23 protein-coding genes are annotated in these 25,300 nt (G+C 66.0%); 12 read left to right on the forward strand and 11 right to left on the reverse strand.

The annotated features are described in order from the left end of the window. Positions 1-57 precede the first annotated feature (57 nt). A complete protein-coding gene (locus tag U1763_RS00690) occupies positions 58-627 on the forward strand; it encodes an ankyrin repeat domain-containing protein (protein ID WP_332753663.1) in 570 nt (189 codons plus the stop codon). Between the two features lie 80 nt (positions 628-707). Here U1763_RS00690 and U1763_RS00695 read toward each other — a convergent pair whose 3' ends face one another. Continuing rightward, complete coding sequence (locus U1763_RS00695; RefSeq protein WP_332753664.1) at positions 708-1,451, reverse strand: glutathione S-transferase family protein; 744 nt, start codon at positions 1,449-1,451, stop codon at positions 708-710. A 264-nt stretch (positions 1,452-1,715) separates the two neighbouring features. Continuing rightward, positions 1,716-4,421, reverse strand: coding sequence for a TonB-dependent receptor plug domain-containing protein (locus U1763_RS00700; protein WP_332753665.1), 2,706 nt, complete (start codon positions 4,419-4,421; stop codon positions 1,716-1,718). A gap of 240 nt (positions 4,422-4,661) precedes the next feature. Between U1763_RS00700 and U1763_RS00705 the strand changes: the two genes are divergently transcribed. Further along, positions 4,662-4,892, forward strand: a complete 231-nt coding sequence (locus U1763_RS00705; protein WP_332753666.1) for a hypothetical protein — start codon at positions 4,662-4,664, stop codon at positions 4,890-4,892. Between the two features lie 186 nt (positions 4,893-5,078). On the opposite strand, the gene U1763_RS00710 is transcribed toward U1763_RS00705, so the two are convergent. After that, positions 5,079-6,530 (reverse strand): NAD-dependent succinate-semialdehyde dehydrogenase, encoded by a 1,452-nt coding sequence (locus U1763_RS00710; RefSeq protein WP_332753667.1) that lies wholly within the window; start codon positions 6,528-6,530, stop codon positions 5,079-5,081. 151 nt (positions 6,531-6,681) lie between these two features. Further along, on the reverse strand, positions 6,682-7,155 hold the full coding sequence (locus U1763_RS00715; RefSeq protein ID WP_332753668.1) for a nuclear transport factor 2 family protein: 474 nt from the start codon (positions 7,153-7,155) through the stop codon (positions 6,682-6,684). A gap of 169 nt (positions 7,156-7,324) precedes the next feature. Between U1763_RS00715 and U1763_RS00720 the strand changes: the two genes are divergently transcribed. Further along, positions 7,325-9,472, forward strand: coding sequence for a TonB-dependent receptor (locus tag U1763_RS00720; RefSeq protein ID WP_332753669.1), 2,148 nt, complete (start codon positions 7,325-7,327; stop codon positions 9,470-9,472). 1 nt (position 9,473) lies between these two features. Beyond that, positions 9,474-10,544, forward strand: a complete 1,071-nt coding sequence (locus U1763_RS00725; protein WP_332753670.1) for a PepSY-associated TM helix domain-containing protein — start codon at positions 9,474-9,476, stop codon at positions 10,542-10,544. On the opposite strand, the gene U1763_RS00730 is transcribed toward U1763_RS00725, so the two are convergent. From U1763_RS00730 to U1763_RS00760, 7 genes are all read right to left on the reverse strand, one after another. Continuing rightward, the gene (locus U1763_RS00730) at positions 10,504-11,589 is read right to left on the reverse strand and encodes a glycosyltransferase (RefSeq protein WP_332753671.1); all 1,086 of its coding nucleotides are present in this window, start codon (positions 11,587-11,589) and stop codon (positions 10,504-10,506) included. The genes U1763_RS00725 and U1763_RS00730 overlap by 41 nt on opposite strands. Next, the gene (locus U1763_RS00735; protein ID WP_332753672.1) at positions 11,586-12,515 is read right to left on the reverse strand and encodes a galactosyltransferase-related protein; all 930 of its coding nucleotides are present in this window, start codon (positions 12,513-12,515) and stop codon (positions 11,586-11,588) included. The genes U1763_RS00730 and U1763_RS00735 overlap by 4 nt, the downstream gene beginning before the upstream one ends. A 362-nt stretch (positions 12,516-12,877) precedes the next feature. Then, positions 12,878-13,162: a hypothetical protein gene (locus U1763_RS00740; RefSeq protein WP_132734328.1), complete on the reverse strand. Its 285-nt coding sequence runs from the start codon at positions 13,160-13,162 to the stop codon at positions 12,878-12,880. Then, positions 13,159-13,698 (reverse strand): metallophosphoesterase family protein, encoded by a 540-nt coding sequence (locus tag U1763_RS00745; RefSeq protein ID WP_332753673.1) that lies wholly within the window; start codon positions 13,696-13,698, stop codon positions 13,159-13,161. The genes U1763_RS00740 and U1763_RS00745 overlap by 4 nt, the downstream gene beginning before the upstream one ends. Before the next feature lie 7 nt (positions 13,699-13,705). Then, a complete protein-coding gene (locus U1763_RS00750) occupies positions 13,706-14,536 on the reverse strand; it encodes an aldo/keto reductase (RefSeq protein WP_332753674.1) in 831 nt (276 codons plus the stop codon). A 127-nt stretch (positions 14,537-14,663) separates the two neighbouring features. Continuing rightward, on the reverse strand, positions 14,664-17,000 hold the full coding sequence (locus U1763_RS00755) for a GH92 family glycosyl hydrolase (protein WP_332753675.1): 2,337 nt from the start codon (positions 16,998-17,000) through the stop codon (positions 14,664-14,666). Between the two features lie 84 nt (positions 17,001-17,084). Further along, complete coding sequence (locus U1763_RS00760; protein WP_332753676.1) at positions 17,085-18,092, reverse strand: LacI family DNA-binding transcriptional regulator; 1,008 nt, start codon at positions 18,090-18,092, stop codon at positions 17,085-17,087. Between the two features lie 125 nt (positions 18,093-18,217). On the opposite strand from U1763_RS00760, the gene U1763_RS00765 reads away from it, so the two are divergent. Genes U1763_RS00765 through U1763_RS00800 form a run of 8 tightly spaced genes read left to right on the forward strand, consistent with a single transcriptional unit; the run spans position 18,218 to position 25,274 of the window. Further along, the gene (locus tag U1763_RS00765) at positions 18,218-19,456 is read left to right on the forward strand and encodes an MFS transporter (RefSeq protein ID WP_332753677.1); all 1,239 of its coding nucleotides are present in this window, start codon (positions 18,218-18,220) and stop codon (positions 19,454-19,456) included. Then, positions 19,453-20,517 carry a sugar phosphate isomerase/epimerase family protein gene (locus U1763_RS00770; protein WP_332753678.1) on the forward strand — a complete coding sequence of 355 codons (1,065 nt, stop codon included), beginning with the start codon at positions 19,453-19,455 and terminating at the stop codon, positions 20,515-20,517. The genes U1763_RS00765 and U1763_RS00770 overlap by 4 nt, the downstream gene beginning before the upstream one ends. Further along, positions 20,514-21,674 (forward strand): Gfo/Idh/MocA family protein, encoded by a 1,161-nt coding sequence (locus tag U1763_RS00775; RefSeq protein ID WP_332753679.1) that lies wholly within the window; start codon positions 20,514-20,516, stop codon positions 21,672-21,674. The genes U1763_RS00770 and U1763_RS00775 overlap by 4 nt, the downstream gene beginning before the upstream one ends. Next, positions 21,671-22,057: a c-type cytochrome gene (locus U1763_RS00780; RefSeq protein ID WP_332753680.1), complete on the forward strand. Its 387-nt coding sequence runs from the start codon at positions 21,671-21,673 to the stop codon at positions 22,055-22,057. The genes U1763_RS00775 and U1763_RS00780 overlap by 4 nt, the downstream gene beginning before the upstream one ends. Before the next feature lie 13 nt (positions 22,058-22,070). Next, complete coding sequence (locus tag U1763_RS00785) at positions 22,071-22,994, forward strand: hydroxypyruvate isomerase family protein (RefSeq protein WP_332753681.1); 924 nt, start codon at positions 22,071-22,073, stop codon at positions 22,992-22,994. 41 nt (positions 22,995-23,035) lie between these two features. After that, on the forward strand, positions 23,036-23,866 hold the full coding sequence (locus U1763_RS00790) for a 3-keto-disaccharide hydrolase (RefSeq protein ID WP_332753682.1): 831 nt from the start codon (positions 23,036-23,038) through the stop codon (positions 23,864-23,866). Beyond that, entirely contained in the window at positions 23,863-24,444 is a 582-nt protein-coding gene (locus U1763_RS00795) for a gluconate 2-dehydrogenase subunit 3 family protein (protein ID WP_332753683.1), read from the forward strand. Before U1763_RS00790 ends, U1763_RS00795 begins: the two co-directional genes overlap by 4 nt. Then, positions 24,441-25,274 (forward strand): sugar phosphate isomerase/epimerase family protein, encoded by an 834-nt coding sequence (locus U1763_RS00800; RefSeq protein WP_332753684.1) that lies wholly within the window; start codon positions 24,441-24,443, stop codon positions 25,272-25,274. The genes U1763_RS00795 and U1763_RS00800 overlap by 4 nt, the downstream gene beginning before the upstream one ends. The last annotated feature ends 26 nt before the right edge of the window (positions 25,275-25,300 follow it).

The raw sequence follows: 25,300 nt of genomic DNA on the forward strand, positions 1-25,300 counted from the left end.
GGGGGTGCGGCGTGATCCGTGCCCCCTCCATTTGGCTTTCGAGAAACGAGACTGACGATGCTGATATTCTTCGCGGCGCTGGCCGCCGCCGCGACGCCGCAAGTCGCGCCCGCCAACCGCCCGGCATCGCCTGCGGTGGTCGCGCCATCGCCCGAACGCCGCCAGCAACTGCTGTTCGACGCCGCCCGGCTTGGTCGCGTCGACATGATCGATGCGCTGCTCAAGGCAGGCGCGGACGTCAACGCCTATGACGATCGCGGTTTCACGCCGCTGATCCTGGCCGCGTATAACGGGCAGGCGGCGACCGTCGATGCGCTGATCGCGAAGGGAGCGAATGCATGCCGCCCGGACCGCGATCAGGGCAACACCGCGCAGATGGGCGTCGCCTTCAAGGGCGAGGACGCGATCGCGGCGCGGCTGCTGAAGGCGGGATGCGACGTCAACACGCGCAACAATGCCGGGCAGACCGCGCTGATGATGGCCTCGCTCTTCAACCGCACGCGGCAGGTCGACATGCTCCTCGCGGCGGGCGCGGACCGCACGATCCAGGACGCTGCAGGTCGATCCGCAAGTTCGGTCGCCGCCGATCAGGGCAATGCGCCGATGGCCGTGCGGGTGAAGCGCTAGGGCGCCCTCATTCCGAACCGCCCCTATTCCTACCGTACGTGCCGGTCATCGGCACGTGCGGTCCGCCGACCGCGCGCTGGTTAGCGACGGTTGTCGAGTTCCGGCACGCCGCTGCTCCGGTCCGCATAGGCGGCGAGGAACGTCGGCCGGCGCTGCCAACGCTGCCAGAACGCATCGATATGCTCATACCGCTCGTCGAGCGGCATCGCGTTCACCTCGAACTTCGAGAACGCGATCGCGGTCGCTAGCGTGATATCCGAGAACGTGGGTTCGTCACCCCCGAGCAGCCACTCGCGGCTATCGGCCAGATGCCGGTCCACCAGCGCGGTATGCGCCAGCGCCTCCTTACGGCAATGCTCGCCCCACGCGGCGTTGGCGGTCAGTTCGAGCTTGGGGCCGAGACCCTGGTGCAGGACGTGGAACGCGGTCGTGATGCGGTAGAGGATATGGACCCAGATCCGATTGTCCCACATCGTGTCGAGACCCTGGTCTTCCGGTGTCTCGCCCATGATCCGCCGACCCGGAAACGCCTGGTCGAGATAGCGCACGACCGCCGCGGTCTCCGAGATGAAGCTGCCGTCCGCCAGTTCAAGCGTCGGCGTCTCGCCCCAGGGGTTCATCTTCAGATGCTTCCACTGCCGTTGCTCGCCGACCGGGGCCATGTCGTAGACGGTTTCGTCGAACCGGTCGGCGATGCCCTTTTCGTGCAGGAAGATGCGCAGACGCTGCGGGTTGGGGAACGCGGACGGCGACGTGAACAGGCGAAGCTTCGCGGGCGTGTTTGATTGGGTCGTCGCGGGCGTCGAGGGCAGCTGAGCAATCAAGGTTTCATCCCTACCAAGTGATCGGTAGCGCATTGAATGTCCGCATACCACGCTCGTGTCAATGCCTATCTACCACTTGGTTGGTCTGCTAGATGCCTAGTGCGAACCGTGCGGCCAGGTCCTTGCCGGCCTGATGACGGTCCGTGAGGAGTCCGATGCGCTCAACCACAGCAGAATCGGTAAGGCGGAGCACGCCGCAAAGCATGCTCCGCCGAGAAAGACCGGTTTGGCCAAAAAGGGGCGCATCCTGCGTCCCTGTCCGGATCAGTATTTCACGCGCAGGCGGGTGTAATAAAAGCCGCCGTTGAACCCGAACGGTCCGCCGTTCCGCGCATAGACCTGACCGTCGGACGTGCCCCCGGTCAGCGGATAGATCTGCACCGTCGAATTCGCCGCAAGGCGATCGGGATGCTCGTCGGTAAAGTTCTGCGCCCCGATCGACAGCGTGAAATGCTCGGCGAAGATGTAGCTCAGTTCGAGATCGGTGGTGAACTTGTCGCCGAACCGTTGATTGGCGTACCCCTCCGCCGGCGTCGTCGCGGTAGCCGCCTTGGTGACGGTCACCCCGTAATCCTGCGCGCTGGTCCACGAGCTATAATAGTTTTCCCGCACGTTGAAGCTCAGATTGCCCAACGACCAGTTCGCGTTTGCCACCAGGCGATGTTTCGGCGCCAGGTTTTCGGCATCGATCCGTTGGGCAAGCCCGATCACCTGCTGGTCGAACGCTTTGAGCTTGGTGTTGTTGTAGTTGTAGGCCAGCGAGAAGTTGAGCATCGCCCCGCTGAACTTGGTACGATAGGTACCGACGAAGTCGACGCCGCGCGTCTGCGTCTTGAAGCCGTTGGTGAAATACTGCACCTGGCCATCGACGCCGACCGCTTGCAGCGCCGGCTGCGCGGCGACCGCCGCCGCGTCGACGATGAACGGCGACGTCAGCCCGATCCGGTTGCGCAGATCGATCTGATAGCCGTCGATCGTGATCGTCATGCCGCGGACCGGCTCGAGGATGACGCCGACGCCATAGTTGGTCGATTTCTCCGGCGTCAGGGCCTCCGCGCCGTAATATTGCGCCGGTGCGCTGTCGACCGGATAGGTGCCCGCCTGGAACGCGTTGCCGTTGTTGAACGACGTCGTGACGATCGAGACGTTCGACTGGCCCGGCGACGGCGCGTGGAAGCCGGTGCCGAAGCTGCCGCGGACCGAGAGGCCCTCGACGAGCTTGTAGAGTGCGTTGACCTTGCCGACCCATGCGCTGCCGAACGTGTTGTAATGCTCGTAGCGACCGGCGGCGCCGACCGTCAGCGCATCGGTGAGATCGGTTTCGAGACCGACATAGGCGGCATAGGCCTTCTGGTCGAACTTGCCCGCGGTCGCCTCGCTGGTGCCGGCATAGCCGCTGGCGCCGACGCCTTGCGCCGCGGTCGTGCCCGAATCGACGTACACGCCCGGCGCGGTCTGCGTGTAGAGCTGCTGCGCGACGGCGTAGGGACCGGCGGCATAGGATTGCAGGTCGCCCGCGGTCTGCTCGTAAGTCTCCTTGCGGAATTCGCCGCCTGCCGAAATCGTCAACGGCGCCGCCAATCCGACCTCGGCCGCATAGGTGAAGTCCGCGTTGAAGTTCACTTCCCGCTGGATCAGATCGCCGAAGTCGAAGCTCGTCTGCGTCGCCGGCCCGTAGGAGAAGTTGGCGGAGTCATACATCGACAGCGACAGTTTGTTGCGCGCCAGCGTCCCCGACAGGTCGTAGCTGAAGTCGCCGCTGGTCCCCTTGTACCCGAGCACGCCGTAGAGCTCCTGCGTCTTGCCGACGAAGCGCGGCGTGAAGCCGGCCGGATAGAGCTGGTTGAACTTGAAGGTGTTGCCGTCCCGCACGAAGCCACCCGCCTTGCAGGTCGCGCTGCCAGCGGGGCAGGGGGTCAGGAAGAACGTGTTGTTGAACGCGCCATTGGCCCCCTGATTGCGCACGACGCCATTCGTGTCGACCGCGGTGCTGCTCACCGAAGCGCGATAGTTGAAGCTCTGGTTACCCTTGTTCTCGGCGTAGTTGCCAAAGAAATACAGCTTGCTGTCGGGGGTGACGTTGATTGCCGCATTGAGCACCGACTTGAACCCGTGCGACGGCGAATTGCCCCAGATCTGCACGGGCAGCGGATAATTGGGCAGCTGCGACGCCAGTTCGGGGAAGTTCTGCGCGAAGTTCGCCGCCGACGGACGGGTCCGGCCTCGGCTGGTCTGGCCCTCATCGACATATTCGCCGGTCGCGTTGATGAAGCCCCAATCGCCCTTGATGCCGGCATTGCCCGCGATCTGATAGCTTTCGCCGTCGCCCGCATAATATTGCCCGGTGCGTCCGACCAGTTCGATACCCTGATCCTCGCGCAACCCGTAGTTGAGCACGCCGGCGATCGCATCCGAGCCATATTGCGCGGTGGCGCCTTCGCGCAGCACCTGCAGGTTGCCGATCGCGAGCGACGGGATCGCCGAGATGTCAGGGCCCTGCGCACCGCGGCCGAGCCCGGTGTCGCTGCCGCCATAGACCTGCACCAGCGCCGATCGATTGTAGCGCTTGCCGTTCAGCATCACCAGCACCTGGTCGCCCGACAGACCGCGCAGCGACGGCGAGCGGACGAAGGTCGACGCGTCCGAGATCGAATTCTGACCGGCGTAGAACGAAGGCACGATATTCTTGAGCGCATCGATCATGTTCGCCGCAGGCTGCGTCGTCAGGTCGGCCGAACTGATAATGTCGACCGGCGATGCCGAATTTGCCAGCGTGCGATCGGTGCGGCGCGTGCCCAGCACGAGAATGTCACCAGCGGGTTCGGCTTCGACCGGCGCGACGGCTTGCGGTGCCGTATCCTGCGCGGATGCGGGGACGGAGTCCTGCGGCGGTGCTCGGCCAGCGGCATGTGCCTGGGATCCGGATACCAATGCTACCGCCATGGCGACGGTTGAGGTCGTGTACTTCATTATCCTTAGCCCCCTTGAAAAGTGGCTTTCAGGATCCTTCCCTAACGCGTCCTCGCTTTGGACCGCCGATTGCGCTCGGCGTGTTTGCAAGTGTCTTTATACTCGGTGCGACGGGCACGGCGCGGCAGCGCGCGCGGTGCGAGCCCCTCGGCCGAAACGGCAAACTGGGCACGGTCTCGCGCGACGGTCGCGCGTCGATGAACACTGGCGGCGTTGTCGGCATGGGTAGCCGGGACAGGGATGAAGGCCCTGATCGAACCACATGCGGACGGCATCGGGCTGGGAGGACGAACGGCAGACTGCAACGCAAACCTTCCTTCCCGGGCCAAGGCGACAACCGATGGTTCCCGGTCGCGTGGACCGGGAAACATTATTGCAACAATTCGCCATAGCGGGGCCGGTTTGACAATAGAAAATGCGGCAGAAGGCATTCCTTCTGCCGTTTTGTTGCATTTTTATCTCATGCGATGACGCGCGGGAGAGGAGCGGTCGAGCCGCACGAGCGACCTTGAAGACGCAAGTGCGCCGATCCGCGGACCTCCTTCGATCGCCGCCGAACGCGCGCAGAAACGCAGGGCTTTCCGTCCTGGAACGGAAAGCCCTGCGGCGTGATGTGCTACGGGATCATCAGGCCAGCGGCCGGACGACGTGTCCGGATCAGCTGATATGCACGGCCTTGGTGACGAGATGCGCGGCGATGCCCTCGGGACCGTCCTCGGATCCGTGGCCGCTTTCCTTCACCCCGCCAAACGGGCTGTCGGGATAGCTCAGCCGGACATTGTTGATCGCGATCATCCCCGCCTCGATCGCGTCGCCGAGCAGGTTCTGGCGACGGCCATTCTCGGTGAAGCAATAGGCCGCCAGACCGAACGGAAGGCGGTTGGCTTCGGCAATCGCCTCCTCGTCGGACCCAAAGCGGCTGAGCAACGCGAGCGGGCCGAACGGCTCCTCGTTCATCGCGCGCGCCGATAGCGGAACGTCGCCCAGCACCGTCGGCTGGAAGAAGAACCCGCCCCCTCCACCATAGTCGCCGCCACCATAGTCGCCGCCCGCCAGCAGCTTGGCACCGTGCCCGGTCGCGTCGCCGACCAGCTCGGCGATCGCATCGGGGCGGCGGGCATTGGCCATCGGGCCCATCTGGCTTGCCGCATCCATGCCGTCGCCGATCTTCAGCGTCCGCGTCCGCTCGGCAAAGCCCTTGGCGAACCGGTCGTAGATGCCGTCCTGGACGTGGAACCGCGTCGGCGCGACGCAGACCTGCCCGGCATTGCGAAACTTGTGCGCGACCAGCGTGTCGAGCGTCTTGTCGAGATCGCAATCGTCGAACACCAGCACCGGGCCATGCCCGCCAAGCTCCATCGTCGTCCGCATCATCGTGTCCGCCGCCAGCTTCATCAGCGCCTTGCCGACCGGCACCGATCCGGTGAAGCTCAGCTTCCGCGTGATCGGCGAGGCCAGCAGATGGCGCGACACCATGTCGGGTACGCCGAACACGCACTGCGCGACGTCGCCCGGCAACCCGGCATCCTGGAAGCAGCGCATGACCTCGACCGCGCTACCCGCGGTTTCCTCCGATGGCTTGATGATGATCGTGCACCCGGCCGCGACCGCGGGGGCGATCTTGCGCACGACGTTCATGATCGGAAAATTCCAGGCGCAGAACGCCGCGACCGGCCCGACCGGCTGGTGCAGGACCAAGCTGCGCGACCCCGATGGGCGCGGCAGGACGCGACCATAGATCCGCTGCGCCTCGGCCGCGTGGAAATCGAGCAGCGCTGCGGCGAACGCGACCTCGCCCTTTGCCTCGGCCTGGATCTTGCCCTGCTCCAGCGTCGCGATGCGCGCGATATGATCGCCGCGTTCGCGCAACAACTGCGCGGTCCGTACCAGGATCGCCGCACGCTTTTCGGGCGGCGTCGCGCGCCACGTGACGAACCCGCGCTGCGTCGCTTCGAGCGCGCGATCGAGGTCCACGGCATTGGCAAGCGGCAAGGCCGCCTGACCCGAACCGGTCGCTGGATTAAGCACGTCGCGCGTGTCGCGACCGTCGCCGCTCAGCCATTCGCCGGCAATATACAGACCGAGCTTGGTATCATAGGCCGTCGTCATGAATCGTCTCCGTTGTGGCGTGAAGGTAGCTGAACGATGATGTCGTTTCTGGGATGTCGTTGTCCCGGCGCGCCACGATAAGCCCCGCTGCGCGATCAAGAGATCGTGCGTGGCAATCGCCCGACCGGTCGAGCGCAATCTCGCCCGCGGATCAGAGTCCCAGGTCCGAAAGGCCGGGATGGTCCGCTGGCCGAACCCCCGCGCGATCCCAATGAAACAGCCGTTCGTCCGGGGCGATCGCGACGTCGTTGATGCTAGCGTGCCGTTCGCGCATGAGCCCGTCCGCGGCGAATGCCCAGTTCTCGTTGCCATAGGACCGGAACCAGTTTCCTGCGTCGTCCTGCCACTCATAGGAAAAGCGTACCGCGATCCGGTCGTCGGTGAACGCCCATAGCTCCTTGATCAGGCGATAGTCCTGCTCGCGGGTCCATTTGTCGGCAAGGAACGCGGTGATCGCGTCGCGACCGGTGATGAACACGTCCCGGTTCCGCCATACGCTGTCGGCGGTATAGGCGCTGGCGACGCGCGACGGATCACGGCCATTCCAGCCATCCTCGGCCGCCCGGACCTTCTGGGTCGCGGTTTCGGCGGTGAAGGGAGGTATCGGCAGGCGAAGGCTGGTCATGACGGTTCCAAACGAGTTCGTGTCCGGTGAACGTTATATCCTGCTCGACCACGAGCGACAGCGCCAGCTGGCGACATAGACAAATTACTGCGCTCCCTAAACGGCAAGTGCGAACGATTTGCATTAGCGTTCCGACCCGGCTAGGGCGCAACCGCAATCGGGGGACATCATGCGGTACGGACTTCTCGGGATATTGACGCTGCCGATCATCGGCACGACGGCGCCGGTGGCGGCGCAGGTCGCTACGGTTTCGGCGCCTGGCGATACCGAGGATCAACCCTCGCCGGACATCATCGTCAGTGCGACGCGCAGCATCCTGCCGCCCAACGCATTGCCGCTGACGATCGACGTGATCGACCGTGCTGCGCTCGATCAGCAGGTCGCGATCGGCGGGTCCGTGGTCGATGCGGTGTCGAACCTGACGCCGTCCTTCTCGCCGACGCGGCAAAAGCTGTCGGGCGCGGGTGAGACGTTGCGCGGGCGCTCGCCGCTCTATGCGATCAACGGCATCCCGCAGTCGACGCCGCTGCGCGATGGATCGCGCGACGGCTTTACGATCGATCCGTTCTTCATCGATCGGGTCGAGCTGATCTACGGCTCGAACGCGCTGCAGGGGATCGGCGGCACCGGCGGGATCGTCAACCAGGTGACCGTGCAACCGCCACGCACCGAAGGGCTGTCGGGCCGCGCGCTGGTGCAGGGGACGACCGACACCGGCTTCAGCGGCGACGGCAATGGCGGCAAGGTCGCCGGGCTGCTCGCGTGGAAGTCGGGGCGTTTCGACGTGATGGCGGGCGGCGCATACGACAAGCGCGGCGCGTTCTACGACGGTCACGGCAACCGCGTCGGCACCGACCTGACGCAGGGCGAGACGCAGGATTCGCGCAGCTGGTCGGTATTCGCGCGCGCCGGCTATGCGCTGACCGATACCGCGCGGATCGACCTGATCGCCAATCGCTTCGAACTGAAGGGCGGCGGCAATTACATCGCCAGCAATGGTGATTTCCGCACGAACCTGCCGACGACGTCGGTGCGCGGCACGCCGCCGGGCGATCCCGCCGAGAACCGGACCGAGAGCATCGCGCTGTCGCTGACCGATCCAGACCTGTGGGGCGGCAATCTCGTGACCCAGGTCTTCTTCAACCGGTCGCGCGACACGTTCGGCGGGGAGGTCGCGCCGATCGCGACGTTTCAGGACGTGCGGCTCGCGCCCGTCGGCCAGTTGTTCGACCAGTCGCAGAACCGCTCGCGCAAATATGGTGGCAAGTTCAGTTACGAGCGCGCCGTCCCCGGCTTCGAGGCGCTGACCGCAACGCTCGGCTTCGACGCGCTGTACGACCGTACCGAACAACGCCTGATCGCGACCGACCGCGTCTGGGTGCCACCCGCCGACTTTCGCAGCCTCGCGCCGTTCGGACAGGTCAATCTCGCGCTGTTCGACAAGGTCGTCCGGATCGCGGGCGGCGCGCGCTACGAGAATGTGAAGATCGTCATCGACGACTACACCACGCTCGCTTCCTACGGCAGCCACGCGGTGGCGGGCGGCAGCCCGAGCTTCAGCAAGGCGCTGTTCAACGGCGGCGTCATCGTCGAGCCAATCCCCGGCATCCGCGCCTATGGCAGCTATGCGCAAGGGTTTACCGTGCCCGATGTCGGCCGCATCTCACGCGCGATCAACCGCGACGGGGTCGACCTCGACAGCTATGTCGACATCGCGCCGATCGTGTCGAACAACCGCGAACTCGGCGTCGAGGTGAAGCGCGGGCCGATGAACGCGAGCGCGACCTATTTCTGGTCGACCAGCACGCGCGGACAGGTTCTGGTGTTCACGGGCGGTGCGTATGAAGCGCAACGCCAGCGTGTCGAGATCCAGGGCATCGAGGTTAATCTGGAGGCGCGGATGCCGCTACCGGGGCTGACGCTGTCGACCGGGTTTGCGCATCTGGTCGGGCGGACGGACTCGAACGACGACGGCGCGGTCGATATCGATCTCGACGGCGCGAACATCTCGCCCGATCGCCTGAACCTCGCCGCCAGCTATGTCCGCGGCAAGGTGTCCGCCCGCGTCCAGCAACAATTCTACCTGGCGCGCAAATATGCCGGGCTGCCCGCCGCCAATGACTTCAGCGGCTACACTGTCACCGATGCGTCGATACGCTACGCGTTGCCGATCGGCGCGCTGACGTTGAGCGCGCAGAACATCTTCGACCAGTTCTACATCGATTATTACAGCGACACGGTGCGGCCGACCGACAACGCGCATTTCTTCTCCGGGCGCGGCCGCAATTTCACGCTCGGCTGGGACGTCAGGTTCTAGCATGGCGCTGCTCGACACGTTGCACCGCTGGACCGGCGGGTTTCTCGGACTGGTACTCGCGATCCTCGGGCTGACCGGCGCGATCCTCGTTCACCGCGATGCGTGGATCATGGTGCCCCACGCCGGTGACGCGCAGATCCAGGATACGCGCCTGCTTGCCGCGACCACCGAGCGGTTGATGGTGAACCCCGCGACCCGGCCGCAGAGCATCACGTTCGCCAACGCCAATCTCGGCGTGGACCGGCTCGATTTCGGCAAGGGGGCAGGCGCCTATACCGACCAGGCCGGCACGATCGTCAGCCAGTGGCAGAGCCAATGGGCGCGGCCCGAATTGTGGCTGTTCGACTTGCACCATCATCTCCTTTCAGGCGACACGGGCGAGACGATCATCGGTATCGCAGGCGTGGCGGGGCTGTTCTTCGTGATCACCGGCACGATCCTGTGGTGGCGGACGCGCAAGACGTTCGCGTTCCGGTTGCTGCCGAAGCGGCTCAGTCGTCCGGCGATCGTCCGGCATCACCGCGATCTGGGGATCGTCGCGGCGCCGCTGCTGGTGCTGTCGCTGCTCACCGGCGCGACATTGGTGTTCCGGCCGCTGACGGCGGTGTTCCTCGGGCCCGCCGCACCCGCGACGATCGACGCGGCGCTGAAGCCGCCGACCGGCGCCAAGGTCGCGCTCGCCGACCATCTCGACTGGCGGGGCATGATCATCGCCGCGCGGACCCGCTTTCCCGACGCCGAACTGCGCAGCCTGTCGCTTCCGCGCAAGGGCAGCGGCGTCGTTACGCTGCGCATGAAGCGACCGGCGGAATGGCTCCCGAACGGCCGCACGACATTGTGGTTCGCCGCCGATGACGGCCATCTGCTGGCGGCACGCGACGCCGCGTCGCTCTCGCGCGTGGTCGCGGCCTACAACATCCTGTACCCGCTCCACGCGGCGAAGGTCGGCGGTCTCGGCTACCGCCTCGTGATGACGCTGTCGGGGCTCGTGCTCGGCCTGCTCGGAACGCTCAGCGTCTGGAGCTTCTGGTTCAAGCGGCCGCGCCGGTCGTCGATGCCGGAGCGCCGCTGAGGACGGCCCGGTACAAGGCTTCGCAGCGGTCCAGCCACCGGTCGCGCGTGAACGCGGCCTCGACCCGCTCGCGTTGCACCGCGCGGGGTGCGTCGAGCGCAGCGACGATCGCGCGGGCGAGCGCCGCGACATCGCCCGCGGGCGCGAACGCTCCGGTTTCGCCGATGATCTCGCGGACCGCACCGGAATCGAACGCCGCGACCGGCAGGCCGCACGCCATCGCTTCGACCGCGACCAGCCCGAACGGCTCGTCCCAGCACGGCGTGAAGACGAAGACCGAGGCGCGTCCCAGCTCGATCGCCAGCGCCGCGCCGCCGAGATGTCCGCCGTAGCGCGCGTCGCCGTCGAGCAACGGCACCACCGCAGCATCCCAATAGTCGCGATCCTCGATCGGTCCGAACAGCGTCAGCGGGACTCCCGCGATCCGCGCCGCCTGGACCGCGAGGTGCGGTGCCTTGTCGGGCGTCATCCTGCCGCACCAGACCGCGCTGCCGTCGCCCCGCGCGACGAACGGCCATGCGTCTGGATCGATGCCGTTGTGCAGCACCGAGGCCTCGCGCGGGGACCCCTCCGGCCACCAGGCAGCTAGCTGGCGGGCCGAGGTCGCGGTCATGCGGTGCGTCGGTGCCACGCTCGCCTGCACGAACCAGCGCAGCGCATCGTAAGGCGGCACATGCAGCGATGTGACCGTCGGCACCATCGCGGTCCGCGCCGGCTCGAGCGGAAACCGGTGCAGGCTGTTGTTGTGCACCACGTCGAAGCCACCCGCGGCGATCCGGTCGCAGGCGGCCGCATACCCCTTATCGAGATGCGCGATCAGCGCTGCGACGCCGCGATGCTCGGCGCCGGGAAAGCTCCGCTCGTAGGCCTCCGGGATCACCGCATCGAGCGCAAACCGCGGGTCGCTGTCACCCGACGCGAACAGCACGACGTCATGGCCGCGCGCTTGCAGTCCTGTCGCCAGCTGCCAGCACTGCGATTCCATCCCGCCGGCAAAGGGCTGGGCGATCGGCTGGCGAACATGGCACAGGACGGCGATCCTCATTCGGCCGCCTCGGCGCTCTCGCTCGCCGCCAGCCGGTCTTCCAGCAGGCGGATAACGACGGCGGTGTTCGCATAAGGCTGGTGGCTCTGCTGTCCGGTCAGCGCGAGATCGGCGGCATCGGGGCGTCGCAGGATCCGGATCGGCCGGCCCGGGGTGGGATCGATCAGCCCCATCAGCCGGAACGCCTGGAGCCAATGCCCCATCGTCCGATACCCCCATTTGGTCTCGAACAGCTCGGCGTTGCGCACCACGCTGTCGAGATGATGCACCGGCGGCATGTGGTGTGGATGATATTGGTGATACGCCAGACCGCCCTTGATCCAGGCGATCGGGATGCCCGCCTCGTCGAGCGCCTTGCCGAAATCGGTATCCTCGCCGCCATAGCCGACATAGCGTTCGTCGAAGCCGCCAAGGCCGAGGAACGTCGCCCGCCGCATCGCGAAATTGAGCGACCAGAAACAGCGATAATCGGTGCAGATCTCGATCCCCTGCGGCGGCGGGCCGCGACGATCCGAATGCTTAACCGCAATCTCCGCGAACCGCTCATACGACCAGTCGCCCGCGGTCGCGCCACCCGGCAGGTACAGGACCTCGCCCATCAGCAGACCGTCGAAGCTATCGAGGAACCCGGCATAATCCGCCAGCAGGCTCGGCGTCGGAATGCAGTCCATGTCGAGAAAGACGATCGCCTCGCCGGTCGCTGCCCGCGCCGCGACGTTGCGCGCGGAGGCAAGCGGCAACGCATCGGCGACGATCCGCATCTGGCGGATCGGGAACGGCGCCTCGGGCAGGTCGTACAGATCGTCCTGCATCACCGCGACGATCAGCTCGACCGGCATCAGCGTTTGTCGCATCAGTCCGCGGACCACGTTGACGAGATGATCGGGACGCCCCTTGCCCAGGGTGACGACGGAAACTTCGGTCATGATGATAGCTCTGCGTGAAGGGGAAGGGTGCAAAAGGGCAGGCGGGGCAGGCGGTCCGCTCGGTCAGCGCCGCGCGGTCCAGGGATTGGGGGCGATCATCGCGGGCACGGCGGCAATCCGGTCGTCGCACTCGGCATAAGGCCCGTCTTTCCACGGCAAAGCAGTGTGATCCGCACAGGATTGTCGGATTGCGTCGAGAGCCCGGATTGCTTCGAGAAACCGGAGTGCGTCGAGAACGACGTGAAGGCGGACATGGTTGCCGAGCCAGAACGACCGACGAACAAAATTACCACCCCGGTTTGGGCGGCCGCATATGCCCTGGATCTTCACACAGCCGACCGGGAGCGCCGCACGTCGCGGCGCTAGAGTCCCGCCTTTTCGAGCGCGGCGGCGATCTCCGGATCGATCGCGACACCCGTTTTCGGCGTCATGCGATTGAGTACCGTGTGGATCCGGCTCTGCGCGACCTGCAACGTCTTGTATCGGACTTCACGGATCGCATTGGTGCGCCACGACGAGCTTTCCCCCAGCAGCGCCGCCCATTTCGCCTCCTCGCCCGCGAGGATCGACAGCGCCAGCCGCAACCCGTCGCGTCGGCCATGGGCATAATCGTCCGATGCCGTCTGGTGTGGCGAAGACGTCTTCATGCGGTTGCAGTCCCTCGGCGGATGATCGGATCGTGGATTTCGGTACGTGGCGAACGGTCGAGCAGATTGGCAAGCGTTACCGGGCGAAAGCCGCGCGGGTCGACGCCGACATCGAACTGGCGCAGCACCGGCTTGAGCTTGCCGTGGCTATGCCCGTGCAGATTGATCGACCCGCGATGCTGCCCGTTCCAGCGGCTGAACGGGTAATGGCACAGCACCAGAGCCGTCCCGTCGAGCGTCAGTTCGGCGTAATCCTGCACGCTGGCCCACCCTTCGGCCGCGCCGGTTGCGGGCGGATCATTGTTGCCCCGGATCAGGTGCTTGGTCCCGTGCAATTGTGCCAGCAGGTCGGATACGTCCGACGGGCGGCGCGCGACATCGCCGAGATGCCACACCGTGTCCGCGGGACCAACGACCGCGTTCCAGCCGGTGACGATCGCGGCGTCCATCTCCGCGACGCTGGCGAACGGACGACGATGAATATTGAGCGTTCGATGATCGCCGAAATGCGTATCCGCCGTGAAATACACAGTCATCCGACGCTCACAGCATCTCGAGTGGGCGACGCGTCCGTGGCGCTGCGAACGCGGTATCCAGCGCGGCCAGATCGTCCGGCGACAGCAGCAGGTCCGCCGCACCACGATTGTCCTGCACATGCGCCACCGTGCCGGCCTTCGGAATTGCGATGACGCCATCACGGTTCAGCACCCAGGCGAGCGCGACCTGCGCCGGGCTCGCGCCGATCGTCCGGGCGATCCGCGCCAATGTCGGATCTGCGATCAACCGGCCCTGCTCGACCGGGCTATAGGCCATCACCGGGATGCTGTGCGCGGCCAGCCACGGCATCAGGTCGAGTTCGGGCCCGCGCCGCGAGAGATTGTAGAGGATCTGGTCGGTCGCACAGCGATCGCCGCCACCCTCGATCAGTTCGGCCATGTCGTCGGTATCGAGATTGCTCACGCCCCAATGGCGGATCTTGCCCGCCGCCTTGAGCGCTTCCATCGCCTCGACCGTCTCGGCGAGCGGCACCGATCCGCGCCAATGCAGCAGATACAGGTCGAGCCGGTCTGTCCCCAGCCGCTTGAGGCTCGCCTCGCATGCCGCCGCCAGCCGCTTGCGCGATGCGTTCTGCGGATACGCCTTGCTGACGAGAAATATGTCATCGCGCACGGTGCCCAGCGCTTCGCCGATCAGCGTCTCGGCCGCGCCGTCGCCATACATTTCCGCGGTGTCGATCAACGTCATGCCAAGCTCGACGCCTTGGCGCAGCGCGGCGATCTCGTCGGCACGGTGCGCGGCGCGCTCACCCATCATCCAGCTACCCTGGCCAAGCGCCGGTATCGTTTCTCCGCCTGGAAGCGTCACGCTCTTCATGGTCTGTCTCTCGCGGTATCGGTTCCAGAGGATAACGCGGAAGGGGCCGTTCGGGCGCATAGCTCCACCCAGTCTCCGCAATGTCGACCCGCTCCGCCATAGGACGGACGCAGATCAGCGGGGCAAATCAGTGGGGCAGGGCGGCAGTCGAGGACGAAAACGGCCGGGCCTTCGCACGCTTGCCCCAGAGCGTGTTCGGCTGGGCGCCCATCACGAACCGCAATTCGCCACCCTGCCGGATCTCGTCGTCGCGCAGATAGCTGCGCGTGAGGGGCGTGCCGTTCAGCGTGACCGACCGGATATACGGGTTAGCGTCCGACAGATTGTCCGTCCGGATCGCGAACTGCTTGCCGCCGGGCAGCGCGAGCGTCGCCCGCGACAGGAACGGGCGACCGATGACATACTCGTTCGACCCCGGCGCGACCGGATAAAAGCCGAGCGCCGTGAACACCAGCCATGCGGACATCTGGCCGAGATCGTCGTTACCGCTCAGCCCCTCGGGCTTGGCACCATATTGGCTGGCGACGATCTGCCCGAGTCGCTCCTGCGTTCGCCACGGCGCGCCGGCGTAACTGTAGAGATAGGCGACGTGATGGCTCGGTTCGTTGCCGTGGATATATTGGCCGATCAGCCCGGCGATATCCTCCGCATGGCTGTAATCGACCTTCGAATTGTCGAAATCGAACATCGCGTCGAGCTTCTTCACGGTCTTCGCATCGCCGCCGAGCAGCCGGAACAGTCCCGCCTGATCCTGCGGAACGAACCAGCTATATTGCCACGCATTACCCTCGGTATAATCCGAGCCGTAGTTGATCGCGGTCGGATCGAACGGCGTGCGGAAACTGCCGTTCGCGAGCCTTGCGCGCAGCCAGCCTGACTTCGCGTCGAAGCTGTTGCGCCAGTTGCCCGCGCGCTTCTCGAACCGCTCGGCGATGTCGGTCTTGCCCATCCGCCGCGCCATCCGCGCGATCGTCCAGTCGTCATAGGCATATTCAACCGTCTTGGATGCGGCCTCCGGCTCCTCGTCGATCGGGACGTAGCCGCGCTGGATATACTCGCCGAGCCCGCCATAGGAAGCATGGTCGGCGCTCGCGACCATCGCCTGCAACGCGGCGTCCGCGTCGAAGCCGCCGATGCCCTTCATATACGCGTCGGCAATGACGGGGACCGCATGATAACCAATCATCGTCCACGTCTCGCGCCCGGCGAACTGCCAGACCGGCAGGATCCCGTCGGGACTATGCTGTTGGCTGGCGATCAGCGAGCGGACGATATCGGTGTTGGTCTTCTCCGGCTGGATCAGCGTCAGCAGCGGATGTTCGGCGCGGAACGTGTCCCATAGCGAAAAGGTCGAGCGGACCGTGAAGCCATCGGCCTGATGCACCTGATCGTCGGGCCCGCGATACCGCCCGTCGCTGTCGCTCCAGACGCTCGGCGCGAGCAGGCTGTGGTACAACGCGGTCGCGAAGATCCGGCGCATCGGGGCCGCGGCCTCGAACTTGACCGCGCCCAGCGCATTATCCCAGTCGCCCTGCGTCTTAGCTCGGACCGCGTCGAAGCCGCCGGGCTCACTGTCGAGATTGGCGAGCGCGCCGGCTTCGTCGACCCCGGAGATCCCGACCTTAACCTCGAGCGGTGCGTCGAGCGGACCGAAATCGAGCCGCGCCTCCAGCGCCCGACCCAGCTTCTCTGCGAGCGCATCGCTGCCACGGCCCGGACCCTGGAAACCCTTGTACGCGATGTCCTTCTCGCGATCGACCAGCGCGTGACCCACCAGCGGCGCGGAAAACCGCATCGCAAAGTAAAGCTTGCGCCCGGGCGCCCAGCCGCGCGTCTCGCGGAAGCCGGTGAGCACGCCGTCGTCGCGCAGGTGCAGCCCCGACCACAGGATCTTGCCGGGGTAATTATAAAGCGACGATCGAAGGTCGACGACAAGGTGCGCGGCCTTGCCCTTGGGAAAGCTATAGCGATGCACGCCGATCCGCGTGCCCGCCGTCATTTCCGCGCGCACCGCCGGCCCCTCAAGCGTGACCGCGTAATAGCCCGGCTTTGCGACCTCGGTGGCGTGCGAAAACCGCGAGCGATAGCCGGGCGCGGCGGGCGTGCCGGGGTCCATCGGCACGGTGTCGCCCGACACCGGCATGACGAGGATATCGCCGAGATCGGAATGCCCTGCGCCCGAGAAATGCGTGTGGCTGAACCCCTCGATCGTCGGATCGTCATAGCGATAGCCGGCCGCGTGGCCGTAACAGGTGCGGATCACGCAGGACGTATCGGTGTCCGGCGACAACTGGACCATGCCGAACGGTGCGACCGCCCCTGGGAACGTGTGCCCTTCGCCGCCGGTGCCGATGAACGGATCGACCGCATCGCTCGGCGTGGCCGCGTCCTGGGCATTGGCGCTGGTGGAGAGAAACAAACCCAGCAAGGCGCCCGCAAGGCGTGATCGCTTGAAAACCGACATCGAGATCGCCCGTATGGAGGAAGAGATTGCCGCGGAATATTGCAGGCGATCGTCGATCTGAGAAGCGCCGCCCGATTTAATCGGTCAGCGAGCCGAAGCTGGCTGTGCAGTACTGCCGCGAACGATCAGTTCGTGATCGAGCGTGACCTGTCGCGACGGGCTGTCGATGCCGCGCAATATGTTGACGAGCAGTTCGACGGTGCGGCGGCCGATCATCGCCTTGGGCTGCGCGATAGTGGTCAGCGGCGGCTGGAAATAGCGCGCGAGCGGGAGATCGTCGAAGCCTATGACGGAAACGTCTTTCGGGCATGACAGCCCCGCGTCGCCGATCGCGCTGAGCGCACCCATCGCCATCTCGTCGCTGAAGCAGAAGATCGCAGTCACGTCCTGGGCGAGCAGGTCGCGGGTCTGGTCGACGGCGGGCCCGGCGGAATAGTCGCCGACCCGGATGTGCAGGCTGTCGCGCAGGCCGGCGCGGGTCGCGGCGTCGATCGCGCCGGCGAGACGATCGCGGCTGATCGGGCTGATCTCCGGGCCGGTGACGACGCCGATCCTGCGGTGGCCGAGGCCGACGAGATGCTCGATCGCATCGGCGCTCGCTGCGGCATTGTCGATGTGGACGCTCGGGACACCCAGATCGGAGCTGTATTCACAGCCATTGACGATCGGCGCGGCAGTCCCTTTGCGCGCCATCAGCGGGGCGAGGCTGGTTGGCAGGCGGTGGCCAAGGAAGATCAGCCCGTCGACCTCGCGGCGGGAGAGCATGTCGGCATATTGGTCTTCAACGTCCGGATCGTGCCGCGTGTCGCCCACCACGACCGAATATCCCGCGTCTCGTGCGGCTTCTTCGGCGCCGCGAATGACGCTGGCGAAGAACGCGTTGGAGATATCGGGGACGGTCAGCAGGATCTTCGCCGCGCGCAACGTCCGCAGGCTCCGTGCGGCGACGTTGGGCGCGTAGCCGGACTCGCGGACGACCGCCAGCACCCGCCGTCGCGTGTCGTCGGACACCTGTTCGGGGCGGCTGAGAACGCGCGAAACCGTGGCGGTCGAGACGCCTGCGAGAGCGGCCACTTCGATGATCGTCGGCATAGGGTCGTCATGGATCCGGTCGTCGGCACTGTCGATATATATCCGATGTAATCCTTTACATTCGTATCGCGGCTCCGTAGCTTCCGGGTCGACAAGCAGGAAAACTGCGATCGGAGAGGTAGCGAATGGCGCGTGCAGACACTGGGCCCCAAGCCACGACCGGCGGCCTGCTAACCGGCCGCCTGAGCGCCATGATGTTCATGCAATTCTTCGTCTGGGGCGCCTGGACCGTAACCCTCGGCCTCGTCATGCAGACCGTGGGGATCGGCAACCTGATCGGCAACGCGTTCTCGGTCGGGCCGATCGCGTCGATCGTCGGCTCGTTCCTGCTCGGCATGGCTGCGGCGCGTTATGTTAGCCCGCGGATGCTGATGGTGATCCTGCACCTGATCGGCGGCGTATTGTTGTTCGTGCTGCCGTCGCTGGTGACGCCGGAGAATGGCCGGACCTTCGTCTGGCTGCTGCTCTGCTACATGATCCTCTACATGCCGACCGTCGGCCTTGCGAACACGATTGCGCTGAAGAGCTTCGGCGAGCGGACCGACAAGTTCCCGTTCGTCCGCGCGTTCGGTACGCTCGGCTGGATCACCGCCGGCCTGATCATCGGCTGGGCCGGCCTGTCGGCAAGCCCGGAGATCTTCCGCGTTGCGGCGGTCGTGTCGATCGCGCTCGGCCTCTACAGTTTCACGCTGCCGAACGTGACGGCAGACGCGCCGCGCGACGAGAGCGTGCTTCGCCAGGTGTTCTGCGTCGAGGCGTTCGGGTTGCTGAAGCAGCGCTCGTTCCTGATCTTCATGACCTGCGCGACGCTGATCTCGATCCCGCTCGCGATGTATTACGCCTATGCCTCTCCCTATGTCGGCGCGACCGGGATCAGCAACGTCGGGGGTACGCTGGCGATAGGCCAGATGTCCGAACTCGTGTTCATGTTCTCGATGCCGTGGCTGTACCGCCGGTTCGGGGTGAAGCCGCTGCTGCTGGTTGGCATGGCGGCATGGGCGTTGCGCTACGCCTTGTTCGCGATCGGTGACGGCGGTTCGTCGATCTGGGCGGTGTATCTCGGCGTCGCGCTGCACGGCGTGTGCTATGATTTCTTCTTCGTCGCCGGCGCGATCTACACTGGCACGATTGCCACGCCCAAGGGCGTCAACGCGCAGGCGCAGGGCATGCTGACGCTGTTCACCTACGGCGTCGGCATGTTGCTCGGGTCGCAGATCGGCGCGCTTCTGTATGCGCAACTGCCCGCATCGCCGACCATCGCCGACTGGCAGCATATGTGGTGGTATCCCGCCATCGCCGCCGCAGTGATCGCGCTGCTGTTCCAGTTCACGTTCCGCGACGACACCAGAAAGAGTGCAGCATGACCGGCATGAAGGGCCCCGGGATATTCCTCGCCCAGTTCCTTGGCGACGAAGCGCCGTTCGACACGCTCGACGCGCTGGCCGAATGGGCGGCGGGCCTCGGTTACGTCGGCGTCCAGATCCCCTGCAACGCGCAGTTGATCGACCTGAAGCTCGCGGCGGAGAGCAAGACCTATTGCGACGATCTTCGCGGGCGACTGGCGAAGCACGGCATCGAAGTCACCGAACTGTCGACGCATCTGCAAGGCCAGCTGGTCGCGGTGCACCCGGCGTACGACACGCTGTTCGACGGCTTCGCGCCGCCCGAGGTCCACGGCAAGCCCGCCGAGCGCCAGCTTTGGGCGGTCGAGCAGGTCAAGCTCGCCGCGCGCGCCAGCGCCAATCTGGGCCTGTCCGCGCACGCCACCTTCTCGGGAGCGCTGGCGTGGCCGTACGTCTATCCTTGGCCGCAGCGTCCCGCCGGACTGATCGAGGAGGCCTTTGCCGAACTCGCCCGCCGCTGGACCCCGATCCTCGACGTGTTCGAGGATGCGGGCGTCGATTGCGCGTTCGAGGTCCATCCGGGCGAGGATGTCCACGACGGCGCGACCTGGGAGCGGTTCCTGGCGGCAGTCGACAACCATCCGCGCGCACGCCTGCTGTTCGATCCGTCGCATTTCGTGTTGCAGCAGCTCGACTATCTCGACTTCATCGACCGCTATCACGACCGGATCTCGTGCTTCCACGTCAAGGATGCCGAGTTCAACCCGAACGGGCGCACCGGCGTCTATGGCGGCTACGAGAACTGGGTCGACCGTGCCGGCCGTTTCCGCTCGCTCGGCGACGGGCAGGTCGATTTCTCCGGCATCTTCAGCAAGATGGCGCAGTATGGCTATGACGGTTGGGCAGTGCTCGAATGGGAGTGCGCGCTGAAACGGTCCGACGACGGCGCCCGCGAAGGCGCGCCGTTCATCCGCGACCACATCATCCGCCTGACCGAGCGCCCGTTCGACGACTTCGCCGCCAGCGGCATCGATCGCGCCGCGATCCGCAAGCTGCTCGGGTTGTCGGAGGGGCAGGCATGAGCCGGCTTCGTCTCGGCATGGTCGGCGGCGGGGAAGGGGCCTTTATCGGCGCCGTCCACCGGATGGCGGCGGCGCTCGACGGCGACTGGGACCTCGTCGCGGGCGCGTTCAGCACCGATGGTGGGCGCAACACGCGCACCGGCGCACTGCTCGGTCTGGATCCCCAGCGGGTCTATCCGACGCTCGATGCGCTGATCGCGCACGAAAGTACGCTGCCCGCGGACCAGCGCATCGAAGCGCTCGCGGTCGTTACGCCGAACCATCTCCACGCGCCGATGGCGATCGCCGCGTTAAACGCCGGCTTCCACGTCTTCTGCGAAAAGCCGATGGCGATGAACGTGGTCGAGGCCGAGGCGATCGCCGCCGCCGCCAAGGCCAGCGGCCGCCACTTCGCGCTGGCGTTCACCTATAGCGGCTACCCGATGATCGAAGAGGCGCGCGCGCGGGTCGAACGCGGCGATTTCGGCGCGATCCGGTTGGTGCAGGTCGAATATCTGCAAGGCTGGCTCAGTCAATCGATCGACACCGACGGCAACAAGCAGGCCGAATGGCGCACCGATCCCGCCCGCGCGGGACTCGGCGGCTGTCTCGGCGACATCGGCACGCATGCGTTCCAGCTCGCCGAGCATGTCTCCGGCCTGTCGGTGCAATCGGTCTCGGCGGACCTCACGACGCATGTCGAGGGTCGCCGGCTCGACGACGACGTCAGCGCGCTGCTCCGGTTCGAGGGCGGCGCCCGCGGCACGCTCAAGGCGAGCCAGGTCGCAGCGGGCGAGGAGAACGGGCTTCGACTGCGCATCCACGGCGAACGCGGCGGCCTCGACTGGTCGCAGATGGAACCCAACACGCTGACGCTGCGCTGGCTCGACCGCCCCGCGGAGAGCGTGCGGACCGGCGGTCCGGGTATGCTCGACGCCACCGCGACGCTGGTGCGTACACCCGCGGGTCATCCCGAGGGCTATATCGAGGCGTTCGCCAACCTCTACCGCGCGTTCGCCTCGGCGATCCGCGGTGATGGCGGCGGCAGTCGAGAAGACGGCCGCTGGTTTCCGGGCGTGACCGATGGCCTGCGCACGATGCGCTTCATCGAGGCGGTGATCGCCAACGCCGGCGCAGATCGGAAATGGACTTCAGTAAATCCGGGAGAGAATGAATGAAGCTGCTCATGGCTCTGGTCGCAGGAAGTATCGCGGCGGTTGCGGCCGTCACGGTCTCGGCGCCGACCACCGCACAGTCGACCGCCGCCGCGCCGCCTGCCTTCGCCGCCTGCCGCGCCTGCCACACCGTCGTGAAGGGCGGCAGGAACGGCATCGGCCCGAACCTGTACGGCGTGGTCGGCCGTGCCGCCGCCGCGACGCCCGGCTTCAACTACTCCCCCGCGATGAAGGCATCGAAGCTGCGCTGGGACGAGAAGACGCTCAACGAATATCTGACCGCGCCGCAGAAGAAGGTGCCGGGCACGCGGATGCCGATCGCGACGCCCGATCCGGCCAAGCGTGCCGCGATCATCGCGTATCTCAGGGCCGAGGGCTCGAAATGACGGTAATGGTCGCATGACGCTCTCCCGCCGAAATCTGCTCGGGGCTGGGCTCGCGGCCGGCGCCGCCGCGTCGCTGGTGCCAGGTATGGCCGGGGGGCAACGCCGCAGCTCGAACGCCGCGCGCTTTGCGCTTGGCTACGCGCCGCATGAGGGCAGCTTTGCCAGCCGCGGTGGACGGATCGAGCAGATCGCCTACGCCGCGGACCAGGGCTTCACCGCCTGGGAGGACAACGAGGCGGCGACGCGGTCGGTGGCCGAGCAGGAGCAGATGGCCAAGGCGCTCGCGCAGCGCGGCATGACGATGGGCGTGTTCGTCGCCAGCATGCCGAAATGGTCGCAGTCGCGGCCGTTGCTCGGTGCGACCGACGGTGCCGAGCGCGAGGCGTTCCTCGCCGACATCCGCGCCTCGCTGGACGTTGCCAAGCGATTGAACGCGAAGCACATGACCGTCGTTACCGGCTTCATGGATCCGAAGGTGCCGGTCGATATCCAGACGGCGCGCGTGATCGACATCATGCGCCGCGCGGGCGACATCGTCGCGCCATCGGGCACGGCGATGGTGATGGAGCCGCTCAACACGCGGACCAACCATCCCGGCGTCTATATGCAGTCGATTTCGCAGGGCTATGCGGTCGCGCGCGGCGCCAACAGCCCGGCGGTGAAGATCCTCGCCGACCTGTATCACGAGCAGATCCAGTCGGGGAACCTGATCCCGACGCTAGACACCTGCTGGAACGAGATCGGCTATATCCAGTTCGGCGATAATCCGGGCCGCAACGAACCCTCGACCGGCGAGATCAACTTCAAGTCGATCGTGAAGTGGCTGAAGGCGAAACGCTACACCGGCGTGATCGGCATGGAACACGGCAATTCGATCGCCGGTCGCGCGGGCGAGGACCGCCTGATCGCCGCGTACCGCGAAATCGACGCAGTATGACGGGGACGGGCATGAGGGGAACGGGGATGAGGGGAAGACGCATGGAGACCTGTTTGATGGCGAGCGCTGTATCGGCGATCGCGCTGATGACGACGACGCCAGTCGCGGCCCAGGAAAAGCCCGGCTTCACGGACACACCGATGTTGCCCGGCGGCCAGTGGCGGGTGCACGACGCCGACCGCCCCGCGCCGGTCGTCGTCGCCCCGGCCGCGACCCCCGGCGGTCCGCCCGCCGACGCGGTCGTGCTGTTCGACGGGCGTTCGCTCGACGCATGGAAGCCCGATCGGATCGCGTGGCCGATCGACAAGGGCATCTTGACGATCCCGTCACGTGCGAAGAGCGGCGGCGAGAACAACCTCGTCTCGAAGCAGAGCTTCGGCGACGTGCAGATGCATCTCGAATTCCGCTCGCCAAACCCGCCGACCAAGACCTCGCAGGATCGCGGCAACAGCGGCATCTGGTTCATGCAGCGCTACGAACTGCAGATCCTCGATGGTTCGCAGAACCCGACCTACGCTGATGGCACAGTCGGCGCGGTGTATGGCTGGAAACCGCCGCTGGTGAATGCTGCTCGTCGACCAGGCGAGTGGCAGACCTACGACATCGTGTTCGAGCGGCCCCGGTTCGCCGCCGATGGCAGCCTGCTCCGCCCGGCCTACGTCACCGCGCTGCTGAACGGCGTGCTCGTCCAGAACCACCAGGCGATGCTCGGAACCACCATCTGGCGCAAGGTGGCCAGCTATACCGCGCACGCCGATGCCGCGCCGATCCAGCTCCAGGATCACGATTCGCCGGTGTCGTTCCGCAACATCTGGGTCCGTCCGCTGCCCGAAGCGGCGATCGCACAGGACCTTGGAAAGGACGGTAAATGATCGATCGCAGAACAGCACTCGCAGGCGTCGTCGCCATGTTCGGCACGGCCCTGTATGCGCCGATCGCCCGCGCCGCCGGTGTCGCACAGGCGCCGGGCGCAGCGGTCGGCATTCCCGTCATCAGCGAAGGCCCGCCCAGCGTCGCGGTCTTCACAGCCCCCCAGCGCGCGCTGATGACCGCACTCAGCGAACGAGTCCTGCCGACCACCGATACGCCGGGCGCGATCGCTGCCGGTGTCCCGGCCTATATCGAGAAGCTGCTCGCCGACTGGGCCGCACCGGCCGACCAGGTGCCGATCCTCGCCGGTCTCGACGCGATCGAGGCACGCAGCCTGAAAGACTATAAGGTCGCCGGCGCAAAGGCGACCGCGGCGCAGCAGGATGCGCTGCTCACGCTCGCGATGAACGACCAGATCCCGTCCGGGGGCGTCTTCTTCGAGGCATTCCGACAGCTCGTCATCACCGGCTATTACACGTCGGAAATCGGCATGACGCAGGAGCGGGAGTATTTGCCGGTGCCGGGCGAGTATAACGGCGCATTTCCCTATTCTCAGGTCAACAAGGTGTATTCCGCATGATCCTCAGCCGTAGAAACCTGCTCGCCGGCTCCGGTGCCGTCGCAGCCCTCGCGTTCGTGCCGACCGCATCGGCCGCACAGTTGAAGGCTATCGGCCTGCAACTCTACACGATCCGCGACATCTTCTCGAAGGACCCGGTCGGCACGCTCGGGCAGGTCGCCAAGATCGGCTACCGCGAGGTCGAATTCGGCGGTGGCGGCTATGACGGCATGGATCATGCGATGCTGCGCCGGACGATGGACAAGCTCGGCCTGACCGCGCCCTCGGTGCATATCGGCTACGACGCGCTGCTCAAGCAGTTCGACCAGTCGGTGACGATGGCCAAGACGCTCGGCGCGACCACCGTCGTACTGCCGTACATGACCGACGAGCATCGCAACGAAGCGGGCTGGAACGCCGCGCTGCCGAACTTCAACCGGTTCGCGACCGACCTGAAAAAGGCCGGGCTGGGCTTCGCCTATCACAACCACGATTTCGAGTTCACTACCAAGCCGGGTGGCGTCAGCCTGTACGAGCGGTTGCTCAAGGAGACCGATCCGGCGCTCGTGAAGCTCGAGCTCGATCTCTACTGGGCGCTGCATGCCGGCGAGAACCTGACGACGCTGATCGAGCGCCTGTCCCAGCGGATCTACGCCTATCACGTAAAGGACATGCGGCCCGATCGCAGCATGGCGGCAGTCGGCGCGGGCACGGTCGATTTCGGCGCGCTGTTCAAGCTGAAGGGCAGTGCCGGCGTGCGCCATTTCTACGTCGAGAACGATCAGGCCCCCGCGCCGTATCTGCCCGACATCACCACGAGTTTCCGGACACTGCGCGCGCTTCGTTTTTAAATGAGGCGCTCCTGACGGGGCGTGTT

The organism is Sphingomonas sorbitolis (assembly GCF_036663875.1).
Lineage (GTDB): Bacteria > Pseudomonadota > Alphaproteobacteria > Sphingomonadales > Sphingomonadaceae > Sphingomonas.